Annotated in this window: 10 protein-coding genes and 1 CRISPR repeat array; of the genes, 6 read left to right on the top strand and 4 right to left on the bottom strand. The window is 35.5% G+C overall.

All coding sequences use genetic code 11. The features are described 5' to 3' along the window. Position 1: 1 nt before the first annotated feature. The 6 genes from D0T85_RS02435 to D0T85_RS02410 all read left to right on the top strand — a co-directional run bounded on the left by D0T85_RS02435 (position 2) and on the right by D0T85_RS02410 (position 18,391). On the top strand, positions 2-1,330 hold the full coding sequence (locus tag D0T85_RS02435; RefSeq protein ID WP_163209836.1) for a hypothetical protein: 1,329 nt from the start codon (positions 2-4) through the stop codon (positions 1,328-1,330). A 10-nt stretch (positions 1,331-1,340) separates the two neighbouring features. Next, entirely contained in the window at positions 1,341-2,396 is a 1,056-nt protein-coding gene (locus tag D0T85_RS02430; RefSeq protein ID WP_163209834.1) for a CRISPR-associated protein Cas7, read from the top strand. Between the two features lie 11 nt (positions 2,397-2,407). Then, a complete protein-coding gene (gene cas4, locus D0T85_RS02425; RefSeq protein ID WP_163209832.1) occupies positions 2,408-2,920 on the top strand; it encodes a CRISPR-associated protein Cas4 in 513 nt (170 codons plus the stop codon). Continuing rightward, complete coding sequence (cas1b, locus tag D0T85_RS02420) at positions 2,917-3,933, top strand: type I-B CRISPR-associated endonuclease Cas1b (RefSeq protein ID WP_163209830.1); 1,017 nt, start codon at positions 2,917-2,919, stop codon at positions 3,931-3,933. The genes cas4 and cas1b overlap by 4 nt, the downstream gene beginning before the upstream one ends. Before the next feature lie 2 nt (positions 3,934-3,935). Continuing rightward, positions 3,936-4,199, top strand: coding sequence for a CRISPR-associated endonuclease Cas2 (gene cas2, locus D0T85_RS02415; protein ID WP_163209828.1), 264 nt, complete (start codon positions 3,936-3,938; stop codon positions 4,197-4,199). A 217-nt stretch (positions 4,200-4,416) separates the two neighbouring features. Then, positions 4,417-16,676: direct repeats of the CRISPR family, unit length 29 nt; unit sequence GTCTTAATCGAACTGTATAGAATTGAAAC. Between the two features lie 230 nt (positions 16,677-16,906). Further along, entirely contained in the window at positions 16,907-18,391 is a 1,485-nt protein-coding gene (locus D0T85_RS02410) for a M48 family metalloprotease (RefSeq protein WP_163209826.1), read from the top strand. Between the two features lie 104 nt (positions 18,392-18,495). Here D0T85_RS02410 and D0T85_RS02405 read toward each other — a convergent pair whose 3' ends face one another. The 4 genes from D0T85_RS02405 to D0T85_RS02390 form a co-directional block, all read right to left on the bottom strand. Continuing rightward, positions 18,496-20,808, bottom strand: a complete 2,313-nt coding sequence (locus tag D0T85_RS02405) for an alpha-amylase family glycosyl hydrolase (protein ID WP_163209824.1) — start codon at positions 20,806-20,808, stop codon at positions 18,496-18,498. Between the two features lie 90 nt (positions 20,809-20,898). Beyond that, entirely contained in the window at positions 20,899-22,365 is a 1,467-nt protein-coding gene (locus tag D0T85_RS02400; RefSeq protein ID WP_163209822.1) for a SusF/SusE family outer membrane protein, read from the bottom strand. Positions 22,366-22,388: 23 nt separating this feature from the next. Next, positions 22,389-23,519, bottom strand: a complete 1,131-nt coding sequence (locus D0T85_RS02395) for a SusF/SusE family outer membrane protein (protein WP_163209820.1) — start codon at positions 23,517-23,519, stop codon at positions 22,389-22,391. Positions 23,520-23,545: 26 nt separating this feature from the next. Next, positions 23,546-25,111, bottom strand: a complete 1,566-nt coding sequence (locus tag D0T85_RS02390) for a RagB/SusD family nutrient uptake outer membrane protein (protein ID WP_163209818.1) — start codon at positions 25,109-25,111, stop codon at positions 23,546-23,548. Between the last annotated feature and the right edge of the window lie 14 nt (positions 25,112-25,125).

The following is a 25,125-nucleotide window of genomic DNA, read 5'->3' as shown; positions in this document are numbered from 1 at the left end:
TATGTACACATCTACTATCGGAAAAATATTTCTGAATGCTTATAATAAAAGGTATAATGCATCATATTCAGCTGAATCTTTTTTCAAGGAAATATATATTCCGCTGTTCTTTGATCATCCTAAGTATATGATGACAGCAGGAAACTCTCCATTGGAGAATCCAAAACTTAGTTGGGAGGATATGATTAAAGGCAAAAAGCCATTCGAAACTCCAGAAAGGAGGACTGAAAGAATCAGTAAGATGTATGACAAGATTGCTAATGAAACTGCCAGCGATACCATTGCAAGAGGATATGCTGTAGCCGATGATACAGCTGGAACATCCGGACAAAAAACCAGTATCATAACCAAAGATAACAAAGACAGTATTTATCTTTCATGGATTGGTGAAGGACTGGCAATTGGAGTATCGGGTGGGGTTTCTATATTATTCGACCATGAAAGTATTTTACTGGATATTTATGACGGATGGAAATTTTACAGACAATGGCTAGAAAACATGTCTATGCTTAAAGGTAACCAAATCAATACATGGAACGGACAATGGATTACACATCGATATGACAGGGAGTATGATAAATTTGATCCAATGTTTGGATACAATCCGTTGACTTCTACTGACAATACTAACGAGGTATTCTCTATCCCAACCATAGGCTGGGTGAAGGTTCTATTAAAAATATCTTCTTATTTTCCGGAAAATAATTTGATTGGATATTTATACAACATAGGGCAAACAAATACCACCATCGGATTTATTCCTTTTGACCTCAGTGGTATAAGAAAACCCAATGAATTTTACAAAAAGATTTTTGGAGAAGCATACCTTAATCAACATAGAAAACAAATTGAAGATTTATATGGTACAGCATACGGAATTAGATCAATCTGTCAATTAGGATCAGTGGGAGTAAGAGCGATGGAACCCAAAGATATCAAAAGCTATTTGCCTACCACTAAAGGTGTAAAGAAGATTGCAATCAAAGAAGAAACTCAAAAAATAAACTTTAATACTTATTTAATCTGGATTATAGCCATGTTGAACAATGAAAAATTATGGGAACTATCCCAAAATGCAGCAAAATTACTTTTGCAATATGAAGCGGGAGCTGGTAAAGCTAAGAAAGACCGCACCAATCATGTAAATACCTTGTTAGAATCGACAAGTAGTAAACAATTTCTTCAAAACATGATACCATTAATTGAAGAATTTGGTGAAGAAAAAGCAGCTTTCGAGGAACTGGGAAAGATTGTGCATACCATGCCCAAAGATAACTTTCCCTATTTCAATACGTTAATCAGATTTCAATACGCATTATTAAACAATTAAAATAATTACTATGAATCCATTTATCTATATCAGAGGCTTACGCCACGCAGATCATACTGTTTTTTGTGTTGAAAACGGACAAAAGTTCTATTGGGACCCTGTATTTAATGTACGAATGCCATTTTCAAGTGGGCAACAAGTTAAACGAAGCATTATTGATGATATATGTACTGAGTTAGAAACAGCTCCTGCTGCTGTAGAATTCGTATTCGGACTGAACAACAAAAATGGCTTGGACGAAAAAGAAGTATTATCTCTTTGCGATCCACAATACTATGACCAGATAATTGGCGGATGGATGTCGGCATCTCAAGGTGGTAAAAGTAGGACATTAAAACGAAGAAGCCCGTTATCTATATCCGCAATGCGTCCTTTACATCCGCTTCTCGGAAGTCGCCACAGTGAGAACGTATCTTTCGACAGAAGTGACAAACCTGAATTGCATAAAGTAACCGTTCGTGATATAAAGGGAAACCTTATGAGTGCTGAAGAAATAGAAAACTTACTTGATGGAACAGACAGAAGCCTATATCGCAAATGGATACCGGATAATGCCCGGGCAGCAGGACTCTTTGTATATGATGTTGCTATAGACTTACGTACATTATTCTCTGTACAAACGAATCAGTTTGAGCCGGAAATAACTCAGGAGAAGGTAGAAGAGCTGAAAGGAAAAGGATGGATTCTTTCCAAAAATGCTTTTGGTGAATGTCTTGTTATGCCTCAGGAACAAAGGAACAAAGCTATTCCCGCGATTGCAAAAGCCATAATCAACTGGCGTATTTCGTCTAATCAAGCCCGAACATTCAGTTTAATGGAAACATTGGCTGTAGCTATCAGTGATAATGCTAATACACTGGCAGGAGCTATTCGTGCCAAATTGGTAGAAGATAACGAAAAAAGAGCAAAACCAATTATTGATGAAACGGCAGGTGCAGAATTATTCATTACATTGCCCTGTTCCGGATACATTGTTACAGAGAATGAATCGGCAGACGCATTGGACAAAGCTGTAGAAAAATTAACTGAACGAATGCTAGCATTCGATTACGAGAATCAAATCTAGTTTTAGCATTTATGCACATCACCGGTACTCATTTCAATTATTTTTTTGTTTGTAAACGAAAACTCTGGTTGTTTATAAACAACATCAACATGGAGCATACTTCCGACCTTGTTTATGAGGGCAAGATGATTCATGAGAATAGTTATCAACAACGTTCGTACAAGTATGAAGAGATTGAACTAGATGGTATCAAGGTTGATTTCTATGATACCAAAAACAAAATCATTCATGAAATCAAGAAGTCCAATAAAATTGAGTCAGCCCATGAATGGCAGTTAAAATACTACATTTATGTGTTCGAACGCAATGGAATAACAGGAGTATCGGGTATCTTAGAATATCCGTTATTACGGAAAAAAGATACAATTATCTTGAGCAGTATAGACAGGGAATCCATTCAGAAAATGGAAAAAGAAATTGAAACCATTGGAGAATCGGATACCTGTCCGCCAATTGAGAGAACTAAAATTTGTAGAAATTGCAGCTATTTTGATTTTTGCTATAGTGGAGAGGAAGAACTATGAAAAAGACATTTTATTTGTTTAATCCGGGAGTATTGGAAAGGAAAGACAATACACTTAAGTTCACTCCGGTTTCGGAAGATGGAGATGGTAGGGAAAGAGATGGTCAACCCCGTTATTTACCAGTTGAAGATATTAGTGAATTTTATGTCTTCGGTTCTTTACGAGCCAACAGTGCTTTGTTCAACTTCCTCGGACAAAAAGACATAGCTGTACATTTCTTTGATTATTATGAGAACTATACTGGCTCTTTTATGCCAAAAGACTCACTTCTTTCGGGAAGAATGTTACTGGCACAAACGTCTTTTTATCAGAACAAGAAGAAACGTATAGCTATTGCTCAAAAGTTCATTGAAGCTGCTGTTCATAATATGGTGAAGAATCTTCAATATTATAACAGGCGTGGCAAAGATGTGGAAGATATAATAAATTGCATCAAGAATTATGCTTCCCGAATTCCAAACACTACTTCTGTTGACGAACTTATGGGAATAGAGGGGTTAATAAGGCATAACTATTATCAGGCATTTAATCTTATTTTGGGGGAGTTTACTATGGGTGTTCGTACCAAACAGCCTCCACAGAACGAGGTTAATGCTCTAATTTCATTTGGTAATATGATTTGCTACACTGTTTGTTTGAGGGCTATTCATCAAACCCAGCTAAATCCTACAATCAGTTTTCTTCATACTCCGGGTGAAAGAAGATATTCGTTGGCACTGGACGTAGCAGAAATATTTAAGCCTATTATTATTGATAAAGTTATCTTCAAAGTGCTTAATAAAAAAGAAATTCAGGAGAAACATTTCGACAAGAAGCTTAATCGGTGTTTGTTAAATCAAGCTGGTAAAAAGATCTTTATTAAAGCAATTGAGGATAAACTTACTGAAACAATCAAACATAAAACGTTGAACCGAAGTGTTAGCTACCGTCATTTGGTGAAATTGGAATGCTACAAGTTATCTAAGCATTTACTGAATATTGAAGAATATAAACCTCTTAAAATGTATTGGTAATTATGTATGTTGTTCTAGTGTATGATTTTGGAGAGAAACGAGTTGTCAAGATGCTCAAATTATGTCGCAAGTATCTTAACTGGATACAAAATTCAGTGTTTGAGGGAGAGATTTCAGAGGTTCGTTTGAAAGAATTAGTATCTTTGGCAAAGAATTTTATGGAAGAAGATGAGGATAGTATCATTATCTTCAAAGGGCATCAGCAAAATTGGATCGACAAGGAAATTGTTGGAAGAGAACGAAGCAATATTGATATTTTCCTATAAACTGTGTTTGTCGGTCCATGTTATAAGATTGAATGAGGAATGTCGTGGGTTATCAAAGTGATCTTTGACGTATTGATTTTCAATTTGTTAGATATCATGTCGATCTCCCAGGGATTTCTTACTTTTATAGGTCGACAGAATTTTTATGTAAAAACATGGCTTTGTATTGTTGTTTTGTAACTGATTATCAATGTGAAAGGGGTTGAAAAGTTGAGGGGTCTTAATCGAACTGTATAGAATTGAAACAAGTTTGAAAAACCAAAAGACTTCGAAATTGATAAAGTCTTAATCGAACTGTATAGAATTGAAACTAGTGTAACCCAAGCAATTGAAGAAATGAAATCCTGTCTTAATCGAACTGTATAGAATTGAAACTTTTGATTTGAATAGATACCCCACATATAACTTGGTCTTAATCGAACTGTATAGAATTGAAACACAAATCAGGCGCAGCAGCTATTAAGGAAGCGTATTTGTCTTAATCGAACTGTATAGAATTGAAACGTTAGATCGAACATTTTTCTAATTTGATGGCGGGTTGTCTTAATCGAACTGTATAGAATTGAAACAGATTTCACAATCTTAGAGCCAGCGCGAAGCTCGACAGTCTTAATCGAACTGTATAGAATTGAAACATGAAAGGCAACTCAAACAATATAAAGATACTAGGGTCTTAATCGAACTGTATAGAATTGAAACAAGAAACGCTTTCTACTGGTATATGCTCCATAATCGTCTTAATCGAACTGTATAGAATTGAAACATTTTTTAAGCATTATCTCAATTTGCTGTATGTCAGTGTCTTAATCGAACTGTATAGAATTGAAACTACTTCTTTCCCTAGACCGCATAAAGCCCAAGCATCGTCTTAATCGAACTGTATAGAATTGAAACGAATTTCGGACAAAGATTTGAAAGACAAGTACTCTATGTCTTAATCGAACTGTATAGAATTGAAACAGCTTTTTTTGAATACTGACCGAGTGCGCGATAGAGGTCTTAATCGAACTGTATAGAATTGAAACTTCTTATATACTTTTAGAATTTACGCAAAGGTACAAGTCTTAATCGAACTGTATAGAATTGAAACCTATGTCAGCCAGTGAAACCGCAGCATCCTCATATTGTCTTAATCGAACTGTATAGAATTGAAACTCAAAAGGTTACCCCCATGCGGGTAGGGCTTCGCCCGTCTTAATCGAACTGTATAGAATTGAAACTTTAACGAAAATTACACGCATGATGTTCCGGTAAAGGTCTTAATCGAACTGTATAGAATTGAAACGATGGAGATAAAGCGTCGTTCTCGGTTAATTTTGAGTCTTAATCGAACTGTATAGAATTGAAACTTCCGAAGTGCATCGAATTAGATTCAGCCATTCAAAAGTCTTAATCGAACTGTATAGAATTGAAACTGGGATGAAACAAAGGGAAAGTCTACCGAATCAGGTCTTAATCGAACTGTATAGAATTGAAACACATATTCAAATTCGGAACTTCTGTTTGACACTACTGTCTTAATCGAACTGTATAGAATTGAAACATACTTAAAGATTATTTGCAAAGAAATAGGTTTAAAGTCTTAATCGAACTGTATAGAATTGAAACGAACATTCGTTATATTTAGACCAGCAGCAATGAAGTCTTAATCGAACTGTATAGAATTGAAACATCAGAAGCTATTTCACTGAATACACCTGCCTTAGAGTCTTAATCGAACTGTATAGAATTGAAACTCATGTAATCAGCAAAATAATTATTCCATGCAGTTGCGTCTTAATCGAACTGTATAGAATTGAAACTAATTATTATGCGGTTGGGTCGACCCAGCCTCCGTGTCTTAATCGAACTGTATAGAATTGAAACTTCTCAACTTATTTGTTAAGTTGGTGATTAATTCGGGTCTTAATCGAACTGTATAGAATTGAAACATCGATCCCGGTACATTGAACGCTGCGCCGAGCTCGTCTTAATCGAACTGTATAGAATTGAAACTCCGGACTTCATAAGAATACGCGTTTCTTTGTTTTTGTCTTAATCGAACTGTATAGAATTGAAACATCTCTTCATCTATCACAGAATCCCGAATCGTTTCAGTCTTAATCGAACTGTATAGAATTGAAACATCTTCATTAAATAGGTCATCAAACGATTCATTAGTCTTAATCGAACTGTATAGAATTGAAACGGTTTATCTAGGATGAAACAGGAAGTAATAACAATAGTCTTAATCGAACTGTATAGAATTGAAACAGTTATTTCGTACGATATTTTAGAAGGAGACATAACCGTCTTAATCGAACTGTATAGAATTGAAACTGTTGCAAAGTTAACCATTTGAAAGACGGTTCACATAGTCTTAATCGAACTGTATAGAATTGAAACACGGAAACATTTACTGAAACGTATGTATTTGATCCCGGTCTTAATCGAACTGTATAGAATTGAAACACTGTTGAAAATCGGTTAATAATTCATAAAAATGCAGTCTTAATCGAACTGTATAGAATTGAAACTTCAAGAACGCTTTCTACAAGAGAAAGCTCTTTTAGTCTTAATCGAACTGTATAGAATTGAAACCGAAAACACCTAGAAACGATACCTAACTGTCTGAATGTCTTAATCGAACTGTATAGAATTGAAACTCCGTTTACCTTTAGACAGCCCGAATAGGCTAATCGGTCTTAATCGAACTGTATAGAATTGAAACATCGAGATTAAGACACCGCATAACTAAAATAAATCAGTCTTAATCGAACTGTATAGAATTGAAACTATTTTTCTTGTTTGCGGTAAAATTCTCCTATTCGTCTTAATCGAACTGTATAGAATTGAAACATTCGAGCACACTCTCAATTAGAGGCAGTTCCTTTAAGTCTTAATCGAACTGTATAGAATTGAAACTGGATATATTGAATTTTAAATGCCATACCGCTAGGGTGTCTTAATCGAACTGTATAGAATTGAAACATGAGATAGAAGATGGATTAACCGAAGAAGAATATATGTCTTAATCGAACTGTATAGAATTGAAACAATGAAATTTAGAGTTCCAGAGCCATAATCTACTTGTCTTAATCGAACTGTATAGAATTGAAACTTTGATGCCTTTATACACGAAACTCACTTTATCAGAGTCTTAATCGAACTGTATAGAATTGAAACTACTATATCCTTTTTTTAAGTATTTAGCAGAATAGTCTTAATCGAACTGTATAGAATTGAAACGATTTCCTGTCTTTTCATCTTTAGCAATCGAATTTTCGTCTTAATCGAACTGTATAGAATTGAAACAGTATAAGATGTAAGTAACTGTTTTGAGATAAAGAAGTCTTAATCGAACTGTATAGAATTGAAACAGGATTATCTCAAAAGAGTAAACGTCATTGCTCAAAGTCTTAATCGAACTGTATAGAATTGAAACGAAAGATTCCGGTTGGATATGAGACTCAGAAAGTGTCTTAATCGAACTGTATAGAATTGAAACACCTACAGCAATACATCGACGCCCTATCAGGTTCGTGTCTTAATCGAACTGTATAGAATTGAAACTACTATGAATTTAGTGATGATTATACACAGATCTGGGTCTTAATCGAACTGTATAGAATTGAAACAAACAACCAGCTCTAATGTAAAAGTATGAACCCAAGAGTCTTAATCGAACTGTATAGAATTGAAACACGTCAAGAAGTTACCCCTATGCAGGTAGGGCTTCGTCTTAATCGAACTGTATAGAATTGAAATAATTGCACCTGAAAATGGATATGTATGATGCTATGTCTTAATCGAACTGTATAGAATTGAAACTACTTAGCTTCAACTTACCTGCATTTCCCCAAGATTCGTCTTAATCGAACTGTATAGAATTGAAACTGTTTAGTTTTTACACCTTTTTGATATGCGATTACAGTCTTAATCGAACTGTATAGAATTGAAACAAGAAACAGATTCTTCTTCTCCATCTGCATCTTCATGTCTTAATCGAACTGTATAGAATTGAAACATTGGAGTGATAGCGATGAACCTAAGTATTTCCCTTGTCTTAATCGAACTGTATAGAATTGAAACTCAGGAGTGTATGAGGGTAAAATGTGGAAGTCGTATAGTCTTAATCGAACTGTATAGAATTGAAACGATAGTCGAACCTAACGAATCAAACACTTCCTGTGTGTCTTAATCGAACTGTATAGAATTGAAACCTGGCAAAAATGCTCTCGGCTACACAAAACTGCGCTGTCTTAATCGAACTGTATAGAATTGAAACTAGATGCAACTTCTTTAGGTAGGAACACATTTGACTGTCTTAATCGAACTGTATAGAATTGAAACAAAAGTAGAAGCATATTCAAGAATGGTAGACTCGGAGTCTTAATCGAACTGTATAGAATTGAAACGATGAATGAAAAGCTTGGTGAGTATGTTGTGCGTCGTGTCTTAATCGAACTGTATAGAATTGAAACAAGCCAATCCGATGACTTATGCCAGACTGGATAGTGTCTTAATCGAACTGTATAGAATTGAAACGACAGGATCCTTCCGTATTTGCCCGCACATTAGGACATGTCTTAATCGAACTGTATAGAATTGAAACTACCTACCTGTAGGAACCGGGTGTGTGATGCTATGTCTTAATCGAACTGTATAGAATTGAAACTTCGAGCACGCTTTCAATTAGAGACAATTCCTTTAAGTCTTAATCGAACTGTATAGAATTGAAACTAGTTTTTGAAGATAGAGTAATATTGAATACTACGTCTTAATCGAACTGTATAGAATTGAAACATAAAGGAAATATCTCAAAAACTTTGTCCTCGTGATTGTCTTAATCGAACTGTATAGAATTGAAACTGATTTATTCCTTTCTCATTCAATTTTATTCAGTTTTGTCTTAATCGAACTGTATAGAATTGAAACAAGCAACAATGTCAATATCTGATGTTGAACTTGGTTGTCTTAATCGAACTGTATAGAATTGAAACACTGTCAAATGGCTCATTTTTGAAACAAATATTATTGTCTTAATCGAACTGTATAGAATTGAAACGTCAGTCAACCATCGAACAAAACCTGCGTTCAAATCCGTCTTAATCGAACTGTATAGAATTGAAACGTAGTAAGGTTGGAATAAGTTTGGAGGATGAGTGCAGTCTTAATCGAACTGTATAGAATTGAAACGCAATTGTTCCTATTGCTGTAGGGTAATAGTATAGAGTCTTAATCGAACTGTATAGAATTGAAACTTAGGTCTTCTTTGTTATCGAAATACAAACGTCCTTCAGTCTTAATCGAACTGTATAGAATTGAAACTTTATTATCTCCAACCAGTAAACTACTCATTTCCTCGTCTTAATCGAACTGTATAGAATTGAAACGCGGTTTCTGGAAAACACAAGCAACTTCACGTGGCGGTCTTAATCGAACTGTATAGAATTGAAACCTAACCTTAATATAACGTCCTTCTACCCCTCTTCTATGTCTTAATCGAACTGTATAGAATTGAAACAAAATAATATTTAAGTTTGCAACGTTCAACGTATTAGTCTTAATCGAACTGTATAGAATTGAAACTTGAGACCATCCAGCAACATCGCATCTTCATCACCGTCTTAATCGAACTGTATAGAATTGAAACTAGATTACCTGGTCAAGAAATTCAATATCATTATGTCTTAATCGAACTGTATAGAATGAAACAAAGATTAATAGACGTCTCCAAGCTGCAACAAGCAGGTCTTAATCGAACTGTATAGAATTGAAACCTTTTCCTTTGTCTCTGTGCATATTTTCCCACCCCGGTCTTAATCGAACTGTATAGAATTGAAACTCGACAGGGTCGAAGATGTTGGATACGAGAATATCTCGTCTTAATCGAACTGTATAGAATTGAAACGTTGTATTTCACAAACCTTTCCTGTTCCGGAAATTCGTCTTAATCGAACTGTATAGAATTGAAACATTGTAGTACATTCTTTTTTGTCATAATTCAATATTGTCTTAATCGAACTGTATAGAATTGAAACAACTTTCAGCCGATCAGGTAGAACAAGTAAATAGTGTCTTAATCGAACTGTATAGAATTGAAACACGGAAACTCCTTTTGACTATTAACCGCCGTAAACGGTCTTAATCGAACTGTATAGAATTGAAACGGCAAAATGCGCAAATACTATCGTCTTTCGGTATTGGTCTTAATCGAACTGTATAGAATTGAAACTTAACTGTACAATTTCACGTATAAGTTCAACTTTAGTCTTAATCGAACTGTATAGAATTGAAACTATATGAAAGAATGTCGGCACACATGAGCCTTCAGGTCTTAATCGAACTGTATAGAATTGAAACGGAGAAAGTCTTGTAACTTCTTTGTCTACAAGAGAAGTCTTAATCGAACTGTATAGAATTGAAACATGCATGGATAGACCGGCAGAATATTCTGGACCCGTCTTAATCGAACTGTATAGAATTGAAACTTACATTCCTCCTTCCTTCATCAATCTCGGATTACTGTCTTAATCGAACTGTATAGAATTGAAACTACTATGGGTTACGTTCTACAAAAAGTGATGGAGGGTCTTAATCGAACTGTATAGAATTGAAACACGTCAAATAATCACGCAATATTTAATTACGCGAACGTCTTAATCGAACTGTATAGAATTGAAACGCGTAACGAAGACGTAGACACGGTAACGCCGTAAGCGTCTTAATCGAACTGTATAGAATTGAAACGTACCTATATAATAATGTTAAGCGCGTTACAGCGGTGTCTTAATCGAACTGTATAGAATTGAAACGGCGGTAATAGGCTTTCTGCTTTTTCATAATAATTTGTCTTAATCGAACTGTATAGAATTGAAACAAAACAGCGCGAAGACGCCGTTAAGAACGTCGAAAAGTCTTAATCGAACTGTATAGAATTGAAACAGAAAACATTAAGCTGATGATATTTAGTAAGGACAAAGTCTTAATCGAACTGTATAGAATTGAAACTTAATTTCTATGATATATTCTTCCATCTCTTTTTTGTGTCTTAATCGAACTGTATAGAATTGAAACTTAGCAGGCGATCCTAAAGGTTTCTCTACAACATATGTCTTAATCGAACTGTATAGAATTGAAACAACTTTTCGTGTAGAAAAGTTTGGTAACATTAAACTGTCTTAATCGAACTGTATAGAATTGAAACACTATGAGAAAGTGTATGTGTACTTACAGGCAAAAGAGTCTTAATCGAACTGTATAGAATTGAAACATCTTATTAAGATAGTATTCTAAAAGCTGCACTTCTGTCTTAATCGAACTGTATAGAATTGAAACACCGCATGGAGAATAAAGAAAAGCGGAGTTATAGAGTCTTAATCGAACTGTATAGAATTGAAACTCAGTACACATTGCTAGAATTCTAGCACAACAGTATGGTCTTAATCGAACTGTATAGAATTGAAACTTCTACACAAAAATGTTTGATATTGGTGTACAATGGTCTTAATCGAACTGTATAGAATTGAAACTGGCAATAGTAGACAGTTTTATTTGCCCGGTTAAAAGTCTTAATCGAACTGTATAGAATTGAAACATCATTATACCGAGTTCTGGTGTTGCTAACATAATGTCTTAATCGAACTGTATAGAATTGAAACAGTTGTTCAGGACGCCGGCAGCACGAACACCATCCAGTCTTAATCGAACTGTATAGAATTGAAACACTTTGGCATACAACAGGGTAGGGAACGATTATATTGTCTTAATCGAACTGTATAGAATTGAAACTTGGAAAAACATTCACTGCCGAGTACCTGAGCCGAAGTCTTAATCGAACTGTATAGAATTGAAACTATCTTTCTATTTTAAATCATCTGGACTTTTAATTTGTCTTAATCGAACTGTATAGAATTGAAACCCCCTATTCATATCAGCTACTTCCATTCCTGCAAAGTCTTAATCGAACTGTATAGAATTGAAACTATTTCAATATATTTCTACTGATAAATACAGGAATAGTCTTAATCGAACTGTATAGAATTGAAACACTTAGCGATGATGAAATAAAAGACATTATTGATGAGTCTTAATCGAACTGTATAGAATTGAAACATCTCTGATGGATATTACACATTAGAAACAGCCATCGTCTTAATCGAACTGTATAGAATTGAAACTCACTTGCAATGTACGTCTACCAGCATATTTATTGCGTCTTAATCGAACTGTATAGAATTGAAACCACCATGAATAACCCTTATGCGTAGAACTGAATAACCCTTATGCGTAGAACCGTTACGGCATGTCTTAATCGAACTGTATAGAATTGAAACAATGATGTATAGTACACTGCCATTAAAGGCAGTGATGTCTTAATCGAACTGTATAGAATTGAAACATCGAAGAATCAGCAGAAAGGAGCTGGATAAGACATGGTCTTAATCGAACTGTATAGAATTGAAACCAATTATTTTGATGGTAGAATAACAATTCGGGATAGTCTTAATCGAACTGTATAGAATTGAAACCTCAAAAACAGGCACAAATGGACTTTCTGAATCATGTCTTAATCGAACTGTATAGAATTGAAACAAGAAAGGAAATATAAATGAGATCAATTCTAAAAAGTCTTAATCGAACTGTATAGAATTGAAACAAGAGTGAAAACCAATTTAGAGTTAAATGTTCTTTTGTCTTAATCGAACTGTATAGAATTGAAACTCAGGAAGGCAATATGTTCCAGTATGTGCGTATTGAGTCTTAATCGAACTGTATAGAATTGAAACAAGAGTGAAAACCAATTTAGAGTTAAATGCTCTTTTTCGTCTTAATCGAACTGTATAGAATTGAAACTTGTTTGTCCTTCGTGAAATGGAATAATCTGTTTCGTCTTAATCGAACTGTATAGAATTGAAACATTGGAGTTATTGTTGGATTAGTTGCTGCTTTGATGTCTTAATCGAACTGTATAGAATTGAAACAGTATTCCTGGCACAAATACTAGTGGATTAGGTGGTCTTAATCGAACTGTATAGAATTGAAACCATTGCGCCTTACAATCGTATTTTTTCCGGATATGGAGTCTTAATCGAACTGTATAGAATTGAAACGAAGTTTTTGTGCTTTGTAATAAAATCGTTCTTCCCGTCTTAATCGAACTGTATAGAATTGAAACCGCAAATCAGGTAGTTTAAAGTTTGATGTTCCATTTGTCTTAATCGAACTGTATAGAATTGAAACTTGATAAATCAATGAATTACCATCTGCGTTCTTTGTCTTAATCGAACTGTATAGAATTGAAACTCGGACGAAGGCGCAATCAGGTTGTATAATGAAAATCGTCTTAATCGAACTGTATAGAATTGAAACATTCAAGATGCAATTAGAGTGTATTTGTCAAATTTAGTCTTAATCGAACTGTATAGAATTGAAACGAAATCAGCACGAAGGAAAGAACTGTCATTGGTTGTTGTCTTAATCGAACTGTATAGAATTGAAACAAGTAGAACAACTGCAAAAGCATCTTGAAATTGATTGTCTTAATCGAACTGTATAGAATTGAAACATACTTATGAATTACAAAGCAATTATTACATTTAATTGTCTTAATCGAACTGTATAGAATTGAAACAGATAAACCTACATTATTTCCCGAAGCCTTATGGAAGTCTTAATCGAACTGTATAGAATTGAAACTTGAGAAAATATTATTGGAAGGTAAACTATCTGCAGTCTTAATCGAACTGTATAGAATTGAAACTCAGAATATTCATGTAGTTTTAATCCGGTAACTGGGGTCTTAATCGAACTGTATAGAATTGAAACTCAGAGATCGGATAAAGAGTATTTATGTTAATAACGTCTTAATCGAACTGTATAGAATTGAAACAATGAGGATCAATTTAGACAAACATGGCTTTCTTTCGTCTTAATCGAACTGTATAGAATTGAAACTTGTGTCTGATGACAATGGAAAGTTATCTTTTGCTGGTCTTAATCGAACTGTATAGAATTGAAACCTCCAAAGGCTGTAAGTGTTTTACTAGTTTGTAGGAGTCTTAATCGAACTGTATAGAATTGAAACCTTCTTCCGAGTAGGAATACTTTTCTTTGACAATTTTGTCTTAATCGAACTGTATAGAATTGAAACTGTTGGAAACATTGACTCAAATAATTCTTTAGGTGAGTCTTAATCGAACTGTATAGAATTGAAACAGAAGGGTTGCGCATCTAATTTTAGGTTTGCGAACGGGTCTTAATCGAACTGTATAGAATTGAAACCCCCTAGGGGGGTGGGGTGGCGATTATTAACGCAACGTCTTAATCGAACTGTATAGAATTGAAACTCCATCCTGTCCGACCATAAAAAAGAGCCGGATCAAGTCTTAATCGAACTGTATAGAATTGAAACTGATCTTCTAAGTAAATAATAAAATCATCTAAGAAATGTCTTAATCGAACTGTATAGAATTGAAACATATGTGGAATAAAAAAGAATATAGGTGAGTTCTATGTCTTAATCGAACTGTATAGAATTGAAACTTCAGTAACGACTCCAGGAATAGTAGAAGAAATGGTGTCTTAATCGAACTGTATAGAATTGAAACAATTAGATGACACACCTGAAAATCATCCAGAGCCTAGTCTTAATCGAACTGTATAGAATTGAAACTTCCTATGTAGGCAGGATTTGAACGCAGGTTTTGTTCGTCTTAATCGAACTGTATAGAATTGAAACTCCGTTGCAGATGCAAAGCAACTTCGGCTTCAAAAGCGTCTTAATCGAACTGTATAGAATTGAAACAACTCTCAATATTATTGTATTTCAATACCAGGTCTAGTCTTAATCGAACTGTATAGAATTGAAACGAAGGAGATAAACAGAGCTATACATATTAATTTTCCGTCTTAATCGAACTGTATAGAATTGAAACTTTTCCATTATCGTTAATGTAGTATACTCTGTCCAGTCTTAATCGAACTGTATAGAATTGAAACCCTCCAGTGGGAAGCTTGTTTGTGAGATCCTTAACAAGTCTTAATCGAACTGTATAGAATTGAAACCGGAGAAACCTTTTTTAGTAAATTGTTTGGTGATGGTCTTAATCGAACTGTATAGAATTGAAACTACTAAAAAGTCAAACAATGATCAAAATGAGAACTCGTCTTAATCGAACTGTATAGAATTGAAACGGCAGGAGCGATTTCAGTACATACTGGAACTTGGGTGTCTTAATCGAACTGTATAGAATTGAAACTAATGATGGAAGGAGGTCAAGCATGAGTAAGCCAATGTCTTAATCGAACTGTATAGAATTGAAACAGCTTCAGCAAGAACTAAAAAAATATTTAGGCTGCGTCTTAATCGAACTGTATAGAATTGAAACGTCATACGACATATCATAATTGTTGAGTTCAATCAGTGTCTTAATCGAACTGTATAGAATTGAAACTTGTTCGGGCATAAATCCGGAAAGCAATCCCGGACACGTCTTAATCGAACTGTATAGAATTGAAACTCGTTATGTATGCGGGTAATCAGGAAAATAAGATGTCTTAATCGAACTGTATAGAATTGAAACTTTTTCTTTCGTTTCAGTGCATATTTTCCCTCCTTTGTCTTAATCGAACTGTATAGAATTGAAACTCGTTATGTATGCGGGTAATCAGGAAAATAAGATGTCTTAATCGAACTGTATAGAATTGAAACTTTTTCTTTCGTTTCAGTGCATATTTTCCCTCCTTTGTCTTAATCGAACTGTATAGAATTGAAACTTTCAAGATGTTCAATATCTGTGTCATTTCCATAGAGTCTTAATCGAACTGTATAGAATTGAAACTTGGATTAAAGAAGAGATGAAGGTAAAGTACTATTTGTCTTAATCGAACTGTATAGAATTGAAACTTTTTGGAAAATTTCTTTTACACAATCGTGCATAGGGTCTTAATCGAACTGTATAGAATTGAAACAAGATATATTTCGTTTCTGAAGATAGGATAACGCATGTCTTAATCGAACTGTATAGAATTGAAACTCTGTTACGACTTCAAAAACATTTCCTTCATTGTTGTCTTAATCGAACTGTATAGAATTGAAACCTCCCTACATGAATAAATGATTTAGCTACTCCAATAGTCTTAATCGAACTGTATAGAATTGAAACACTTCTACGAATACGGTTCCTGTTACTTTTAATTCCAGTCTTAATCGAACTGTATAGAATTGAAACTTCGATAGCGAGAAGGCAGATCGTGGTACAGCGTTGTCTTAATCGAACTGTATAGAATTGAAACATCGCAGAGGAAATAGCAGAAAAATATGATTATAACTGTCTTAATCGAACTGTATAGAATTGAAACTTCTTCATTCTTGGTAAACATTTCTTCAATTTCTATAGTCTTAATCGAACTGTATAGAATTGAAACGAGGTTATATATGTACAAGTAGCATTCACGCCGGAAAGTCTTAATCGAACTGTATAGAATTGAAACTTTTGAGGTTCCTATTCACTTTCAGTACTTTTTTTCAATGTAAAAGCTAGTTTTTTATCTAATCAAGTAACAATAAAATCAAAAAAAATAGTACCGTAAGCGAATAAGAACCTCAAAAAGGATGTAATCTATAGGGAATTCCCTATTAATAATTAGGAAAAAAACAAGTAAAAAGGGAAACACTCTTCTTATTTTTGTAATTAGCTAGACAACTTTAAAATAGTACAACCATGAAGAAGATATTATCTCTATTTATCATTGCAACTTTATCAACCAGCATCTATGCTCAGCGAAAGGATCTCACTCCTCGTGTTGACATTGAAGGAGTTTTGAAAATCAGCTACAATGATTTCCCAAAAGGAACTCCAATATTGGTTATGAATGTTATTAAACTGTCAAGTGATGTACAATTGGCAGTGTCTATCAACAATACTCAAATTTCTATTCCATCCAATCAAGCTAAAAAGATAGTTGAACTACACCCTAAAACGATGGAGCAATTCTGGATGGCCGAATATATCAAATCGAACATGTTCGAGTATTATGATAATAAAGGATACCGATTTGCTTTAAGACAGGAATTAACTGAAGAATCGAATGATTATTTAAGTGGAATATCAGATTTATATTACAAAGATGCTTATATCATAGATTATGTAAAAACTATTTTCTGCGGTATTGCTCCTAAAGATTTTAATAAAAAACGTCCGGAATATGCTGACTTAAAGATTATACAATCGCCAACTCCTTATGCAAATATGCTTGCAAACGGTACTTTGCTTATTAGCACTGGATTACTGACAACGTTAGATTCGGTAGAAGAATTAACTGCAATTATCGCATCAGGAATTGCTCATTATGTTATGGATCATCCATTATTGAATGTACAAAAAGAAATATCGCGGGCCCGAAGAGCCGAATTCTGGGGAGGATTTCTAGTTGCAGTTGCTGGTGGTTTGGAAATTGCTCTGACAGAGAATAATGACAATTATATTCCTGGAGGTATTTTACTCACTGCTGCTGTTGCAGATGAAGCACTGAATTATTCTGCCATCAAACGGTTGGGTATGGGGTATACCAATAAACAACGCAAACAGGCTGACAAGATTGCTGTTGAGTTTCTAAAATTTGCAAATATGGATCCGGCTGCTCTTACTTCGGCATTAACCAAGATCAGAAACTATTATCAACGTGAACACAGACAGTATAATGAGGATGAAAAAACTTTTGGGAACCTCAATCAAAGGTTAGCCGATTTAGGTGATGGTAAAGAGTTTAGTAACCGAACTTATCAAAAAACAATGGCCAATGTTACAACAAGAAATGCTATTATTCAACTTAACAGCCATAATTATGAGGCTGCAAGAAGACTGGTGATCAAAAAGATCAATACAAATATTGCTAACGATGAGGACTATGTAGTGCTTGTTAAAGCCAATATGGAGTTAACAAATACTCAAGAGGGTAATGAAAGATGTCTGGAACTTATTCAGGAAGCTAAAGTACTTAGTGATATTCCAAATCTAGAACTTTACAAACAAGAAATACTGGTATTATTACGGTTAAACAAACAAGCTAAAGCAACCGACGTTTTAAAAGAGTATGTAGCTTTATTGACCGATTTTAAAGCTGAAAGCACTGACAATGATGCCGAATGGGCTATGGAAGAAATTCAATGGGCAAACAAACTTTATCAACAACTGGAAATGTTTTGAATTGTAAGGCAAAGGAGGTAAAGTGAAATAAAAAGAGGTAAAGTGAGATAAAGTTAAAAACACTCAACTCTTTACCTCCTTTACCTCACTTTACCTCCTTTACACTACCTCACTTCAAAATTCAATAACAACCGGTATTCATGAGCCGGAACGGTTACCTTTTGTGTATTAGAGGTTACTTCAAGCGTAGTGTTATTTATATAATCATACCATGTACCTTTGTCAGGAAACTCAACAGTATATTCACTATCATTCGCAGTGAAGTTACCAACTACAACCATTGCTTTGTTTCCGGCTTGAGCATTAATGAAACGACCATTTGCCCAATTACTTGTAGATACTTTCCAACTAAAGGAAGTGTTCGATTTAAACAATTCAGGATAAGAGAGGCGGAAATCAATCAGTTTGGAATAAGTATCATACAAACCTTTTCTCTCAGGTATATTGTAATAATCCCATAAAATTGGTTTCTTTCCTGTACGGCCATTTTCTTCTATGGAAATATCATATCCAAGTTCACCAAACTGCCATAGCATTTTAGGACCAGGAACAGTAAAGAAAAAGGCAGCATTCACCTGTGCTTGTTTCATCCGGGTGGTTAAATCGCTTTTTATTGCACCATCTCCCCATGTTTTGGCTTTGAACGAAGTACGCTCTTCGTCGTGGCTTTCCATATAACCAACCCAACCGCCAAATGGCATTTTGGTATTATAGGTAACCATATGTGTAAAAGCACTTTTCTCATCCCATCCCATAGCGGTTTGACAATAGGCTTCGTTTGCATTCCGCCATAACATCATACCATCTTCGGCCAGTTCTTTCTCTTCTTTCAATTCAGCAAAATGTTCCAGAATAACAATAGCTTCCGGATGCACTGCTTTAATCGCTGCATTATAATCTTTTAATATGGCTATACGAGAAGCATCATAATCTGAGGCTGTCGACTCGGTGCTTTGTTTTTGTGTAAACCCTTTGGTCATATCAAAACGGAAACCATCAATTTTATACTCTTCTAATAAGAACTTCAGATTGCGTTTCACAAAAGTACGTACCAATGCCGACTCATGATTGAAATCATGAAATACACCATACGGATGTGGTTCTTTTACATTAAACCAAGGATTGTTGGCTGCTGTTCGATTATTAGTAGCGTCCCAATATAATTGTGCAAAAGGGTTGGAACCTGTAGCATGGTTATAAACCACATCAAAAATCACAGCCATACCTCTTTTGTGGCATTCGCGAATAAACTTGTGGTACATTTCTTTAGTACCATAAGCTTTATCCAATGCAAAATAAAAACAAGGATTGTATCCCCAACTATCATTTCCATCAAACTCTTGCACTGGCATAAGTTCAATAGCATTTACACCTAATGACTGTAGATAATCAAGCTTTTCGATAGCACCATTTATATCACCCGAAGTTGTAAAGTCGCGGAAAAGCATTTCGTAGATAATCAGATTGTGTTTATCTTCTACGTCGAAAAACACAATTCCAACATCTTCTTTCATTACTGTTCTGAAAGTAGATGCAATGCCAAATGTTTTATCGGCTGGATATGTTCTCAAATTCGGGTAAGTGGAAGCAGGAATATACTTGTCGTTGTATGGATCAAGAATTTTCTCTGTATACGGATCGGCTATACGCTGAACACCATCTTCACTGCCCAAGTAATATTGAAAAGCATATTCTTTTCCGCTCTCCAGTTCAGAAAGTGTAATCCACCAGCAACTGGTAGCCTCATCACGTTTCATCTGATATTCGCTATCTACTTTCCAATCATTGAAATCACCAATTACATAAGCATAGTCTTTATGTTTCCCATTCAGGTCCTTATCATAAAAGACCAGTGTAACCGTAGATGGATCTGTCACATTTATGCCATCAACGGTATTTGCTGGTTGAGGAGCAAACACTGTTTCTCCCGGAGTAAAGGTTTTATCCTCTACTGAGATAAACGAATCATTCTCTATCCCTTTCTTTGTTCCATCTGCACTACGAAATACAATGCCTATTTTTTGTACGGAAACACCTTCAGCAACACCAAACCAACTACGTATGTTGGGAGACAGGGTAAGACTCCATACATTATTTTCCAACTTAGTCATTTTACATTTAGCAATGTTTTTGTCCCAGTCGGCTGGTACATAGAGCCAGTTTGTGCCTTCTACAACGCCAATATGGACATATACATCACCTGCATAACTGTATAATGCAGAAGTTTTTGAGGCTTTGAATACAATTTCAACTTCTTCGTCGGCTTTAAATTCTTTAGGGAATTGATTGATGCCTTCTATGTATTCCTGACCTGGTGGATCGGGTGGAGTGGGTTCGGGTTCATCATTGTTATCGGAACAAGAGGATACACATAATGTTATTAGTAGTATCCAATAAAAGAAAATATTCTTTTTCATAATCTGTTTTTTACTATAAAGTGCCAAAAGTCATTCTCCATTTATTGAATCAGACTTTTGACACTTTTTACCTTGAATTAAAATGTTATACTATTTCTTCACAACTGTAGCTTTATATGCTTTAGGATCGCTTAAGTCTAATGTTATAATATATTCACCATCTGCATCGATGCTTATATTATCACCACCATAAGTCAAGTTGTTTAAATCGCCCCCTAGATTGATATCCCAACCATTGTTTGCACGAAATTTAAATGTACCTGCTGCCAAAGTTGTAGTTACAGTCCATTTATAGGTTTCCGGATCCAATGTCATTTCGGTAGAATTATCCCATCCACCTGTAGTAGCATCACCAATGAGTCCCCAAACTGTTTTTGTAGCAGTATAGGTATATACACTACCAGACAAGTCAACTGTTAGACGATAAAAACCGGCTTCTGTAGTAGAAATGTTACTACTCCCGTTCAAATTACCAGTATCGCCATCCAAATCAGTACCATAATCTTTGTAGCCATTGTCTCCGTTGGGCCAATCTGGACCATTTACGAATTTAAACTCTGCGTTAGCATTCAAATTCGCATAACCATCATACTTAAAGTCAACATTCTGGGTATAAAGTGTTGCAGCTGTAGCTGGTTTCCAATCTTGATAGCTGCCAGGTACATAAAGTGTGCGTGCCATTTCACCTATTATTTCAACTTTATAGGTGCGCTCCATCATATTCAAAGTCATCTTTATCCATCCAGTTCCTTTTATCAATCCGGCACCAGGATCAGTATCTACCAACTCACCTTCAAGGGAATCATCATCATTTACTGCTGTACCAAGTACACCATCCTTCCACACATCAGCAGCTTCACCATTATTCACAGCATCTACCAACTTCTGAGGAATAATTTTCCAATAAGAATCTTCTGTTGCTTCAAACATAAGCGTAAATTCTGAATCTTCATACACATCTTTGCCACTATGTGAGAATTTAAGTAGTGTACTTACATCTTCACCATTCCAACCATTGGGTGTACCAATCAAATAATAGGCAGAGTCTATTTCTGGACTAATCGGAGTTGCAATAACTGTTCCCAAAGCTATCGGATCAGGCATCATACTGGCAGAAGTACCATCAAGAATATAGATATAAGCACGTAGATAAGTAGTCCGTGCTTCAGGTGCTTTACCAAATAGTTCGATAACTGTAGCATTTAAGTCTTCAACCAATACTGTAGCAGCATTGCCTTCACTAATAGATGCCAAGTCCATAATATTGGCAAAATCTTCAGTATCTGAAAGTTGCAAGCGAAAAGCAACACTTGCACCTTCGGCCATTTCAGGAGTTGCTGTTGCTTTTACTGCCGTCAACATTGTACCCTCTTCCAAATCAGCTAAAACAATAGCCGAGTTGAAATCTGTATCTTTTGCTATGGAAAAACCGGCAATAGTCTGTGGATTCTCCTGCGGATTGGTTTGTGGCGCAGCCACATCTTTATTAAAGTCTTCATCGCACGCTGTTACACAGAGAGCAAGAAGCATCATTATATATATGCTGATATTTTTCATGATCAATTCGTTTTTTCTGATAATTACTGAATATAACCTGTTCCATCACTAAATTTGAGGTAAGCTTTTTTACCAGCAGCTACCTTTACACGATCCTGATCGCCACCTGTTCCACGGTAGTCAATCTCACCATTAGCAATAATGAATTCAGTATGCCACCATTCTTGCCCTTCAAGTTTCACACACATACGAAGTTCATCGGCAACAGTAAAAGCAGGAGAAACAAACTCACCATCAACTGTTGTTGGAACAGTAAACAAATTACTATCCAAAATATCCCAACCACCAACAGTACCTCCAATTAAATATATATTTGGAGCCAGGAACTGAACATTATATTTATAAGAACGACCCTCTATTTCAACTTTAACTACAACCAGATACCAGCCTGAATTACCTATTTTAATATTATCTTCACCAGAAATACCAGCCAATTCCTTAGAAGCATCATCTATTATAGAATTCTTCATTCCAAAGTTTTCGCCAATGTCCCATGATTTTTCCCAGTTGAATTTAATTTCAGCCTTATCACCACCAGTTGTTTCGCCCAAATAAACAATTCCCCAGAACTTACCTTCGGTACTGTTCACTGGAGTTAATGCAATACTCTTTGTCCAATCCCAGTTACCGGCAACATTACCTATAACATACATATTCTCGGGCATTACCATGTCGTCAAGAGCAAAGTATCCTTTCACCTTAGGTAATTCGATAATGTTTGAAGTTATCTTTCCTGTTCCATTTGACAGTTTAGATTCCAACCTCACAAATACAGGAAAAATATCTTTTGGATAGTTTTCTGCCTCTTCCACTTCAAGTAATCCAACAAGAGCTACAGCCACTTCTTTAGCATTCACTTCCATAGCAGCTGTATTGTATGTTGTGCCCAATGTGGTATAGTTAGAGAAATTGGACTCCACAGCAATTTGTACACTATAAGTTGCAGCAGCAGTAAAGCCATAATCCGGTTGTGTACAAGTTAATTGTATGCTTTCTGTATTTTTCAAGTCATAAATACCTGAAACATATTTGGGGGTATTCAATATAAATTCTGTAGGCTCGGCTAATGTTGGATTAGAATCTCTATCATCATCGCACGAAGCAAAGGAGAAGAGACTAAGCAACAGAACCAATGTACTATATATTTTTTTCATAATTGTATTCTATTTACAGTTAAACATTAATAACCTGAATTCTGAACCAGATTCTTATTTGCATTAAGATCAGAAGCAGGTATAGGAAAAAGATTATAAATACTACTTACAGAGGTTCCTGCAGTTTGGCCTCCTTTCCAATCCCACATATATTTATTAGATGTGAAATAACCATAGCGAATCAAATCGGTACGACGGATAGCTTCAGCATACAATTCACGAGCACGCTCATCAAGAATAATATCCAAATTCACAGTAGCCAATTTACTTGTATTGGCCCGTAGGCGTAGTTCATTTAATGCATCAAGTGCTTTTGTTGATGTATCACCACTGCGCACAAGTGCTTCTGCATAATTCAAATAAGCTTCACCCAAACGGAAAAATGGGATATCAGTGTCTGTCCATTGTGGATCTTTCGAAGCCTTACCATCCGAACGGACATTAGACCATTTAGAAATAGACAGTCCTTCTTTGAAGATAGAAGGATCACTGATTTCAAGTTTACGATCGTCACCAGCAAAGAATAAAGCACGATCATCATCGGCTGCTGCCACCATATCGGTTTCTACACCATTCATTGGAGGATTATCATTGGGAAAGAATTTCTGAACTAATGCTTTACGGGCACGAACACCACCCCAACCTTCAGAAGTACCCCAAGAGGTCATTCCATCGGTGTGTGTAGCAGCTATTACATAAAGTGAACCACCATAAGAACGGATATTTGCACCATCCTGACGAATCGGCAAGATTATTTCTTTCATTGCATCTGCATTCTGATCATTATCTGCCATAAATAAGTGAGCATAGTTTGAACAAAGTCCATAACTTGAGTCAAGCACTTTCTTTGAATAAGTCACAGCATCACTCCAACGAGCTGTACCAGTATATACTTCAGCATTCAAATACATGCGTGATAACAAGAACCAAGTAGCTACCTTGTCGGCACGTCCAAATGGCGCTTCGCGAGATTCGTACATGTCACTTTCCATATCAAGCAACTCTGTTTCCAGATATTTGAAAAGATCAGCACGCTTAATCTGTTCAGGCAACTCGGTCGACACTACTTCGGTAAATGGTACATTTCCAAAGAGATCCATCAAATAATAATAGTTTAAAGCACGAATAAAACGGGCTTCGGCTCTCTGACGAACTGTTTTATCGTCGGTTAAACCCTCGGTTTGTTCAAGAAAATGATTACAAAGAGTAACATCATAGTTCAAACGACCATAAAGTCCCTCAAGTTGTCCATGCGAAGAGCCCCAACTCATGAAGTTCAGTTCTGATATACCTGCATCACTCCATGAACATATCACTTCATCTGAAGGATATTCATTGGCCGTAAAAATCAAACGGTAAAATGCAGAAGTACCTTCGTCAATACCGGCAACGTCGCCACTACCAGCAGGACCTTCTTGCCCTGTTAGCCCCATAGTAGCATATAGTTTTGCAAAAACCTCATCTTGCGAAAAATCTAAATCAACAGATGGGTCAATCGGTTTAATGTTTAATTCATCAGCACAAGACGTCATGCCCAACATCAAGGCTAATGAGACTGCCGGAATGATTGATTTTAAATATCTTAGTTTCATAATAAATACTTATT

Source organism: Bacteroides sp. 519, assembly GCF_010500955.1.
Classification (GTDB): domain Bacteria; phylum Bacteroidota; class Bacteroidia; order Bacteroidales; family Bacteroidaceae; genus Bacteroides.
Note: the sequence above shows the minus strand (reverse complement) of the source record. Positions and strands in the feature narration are given on the sequence as shown.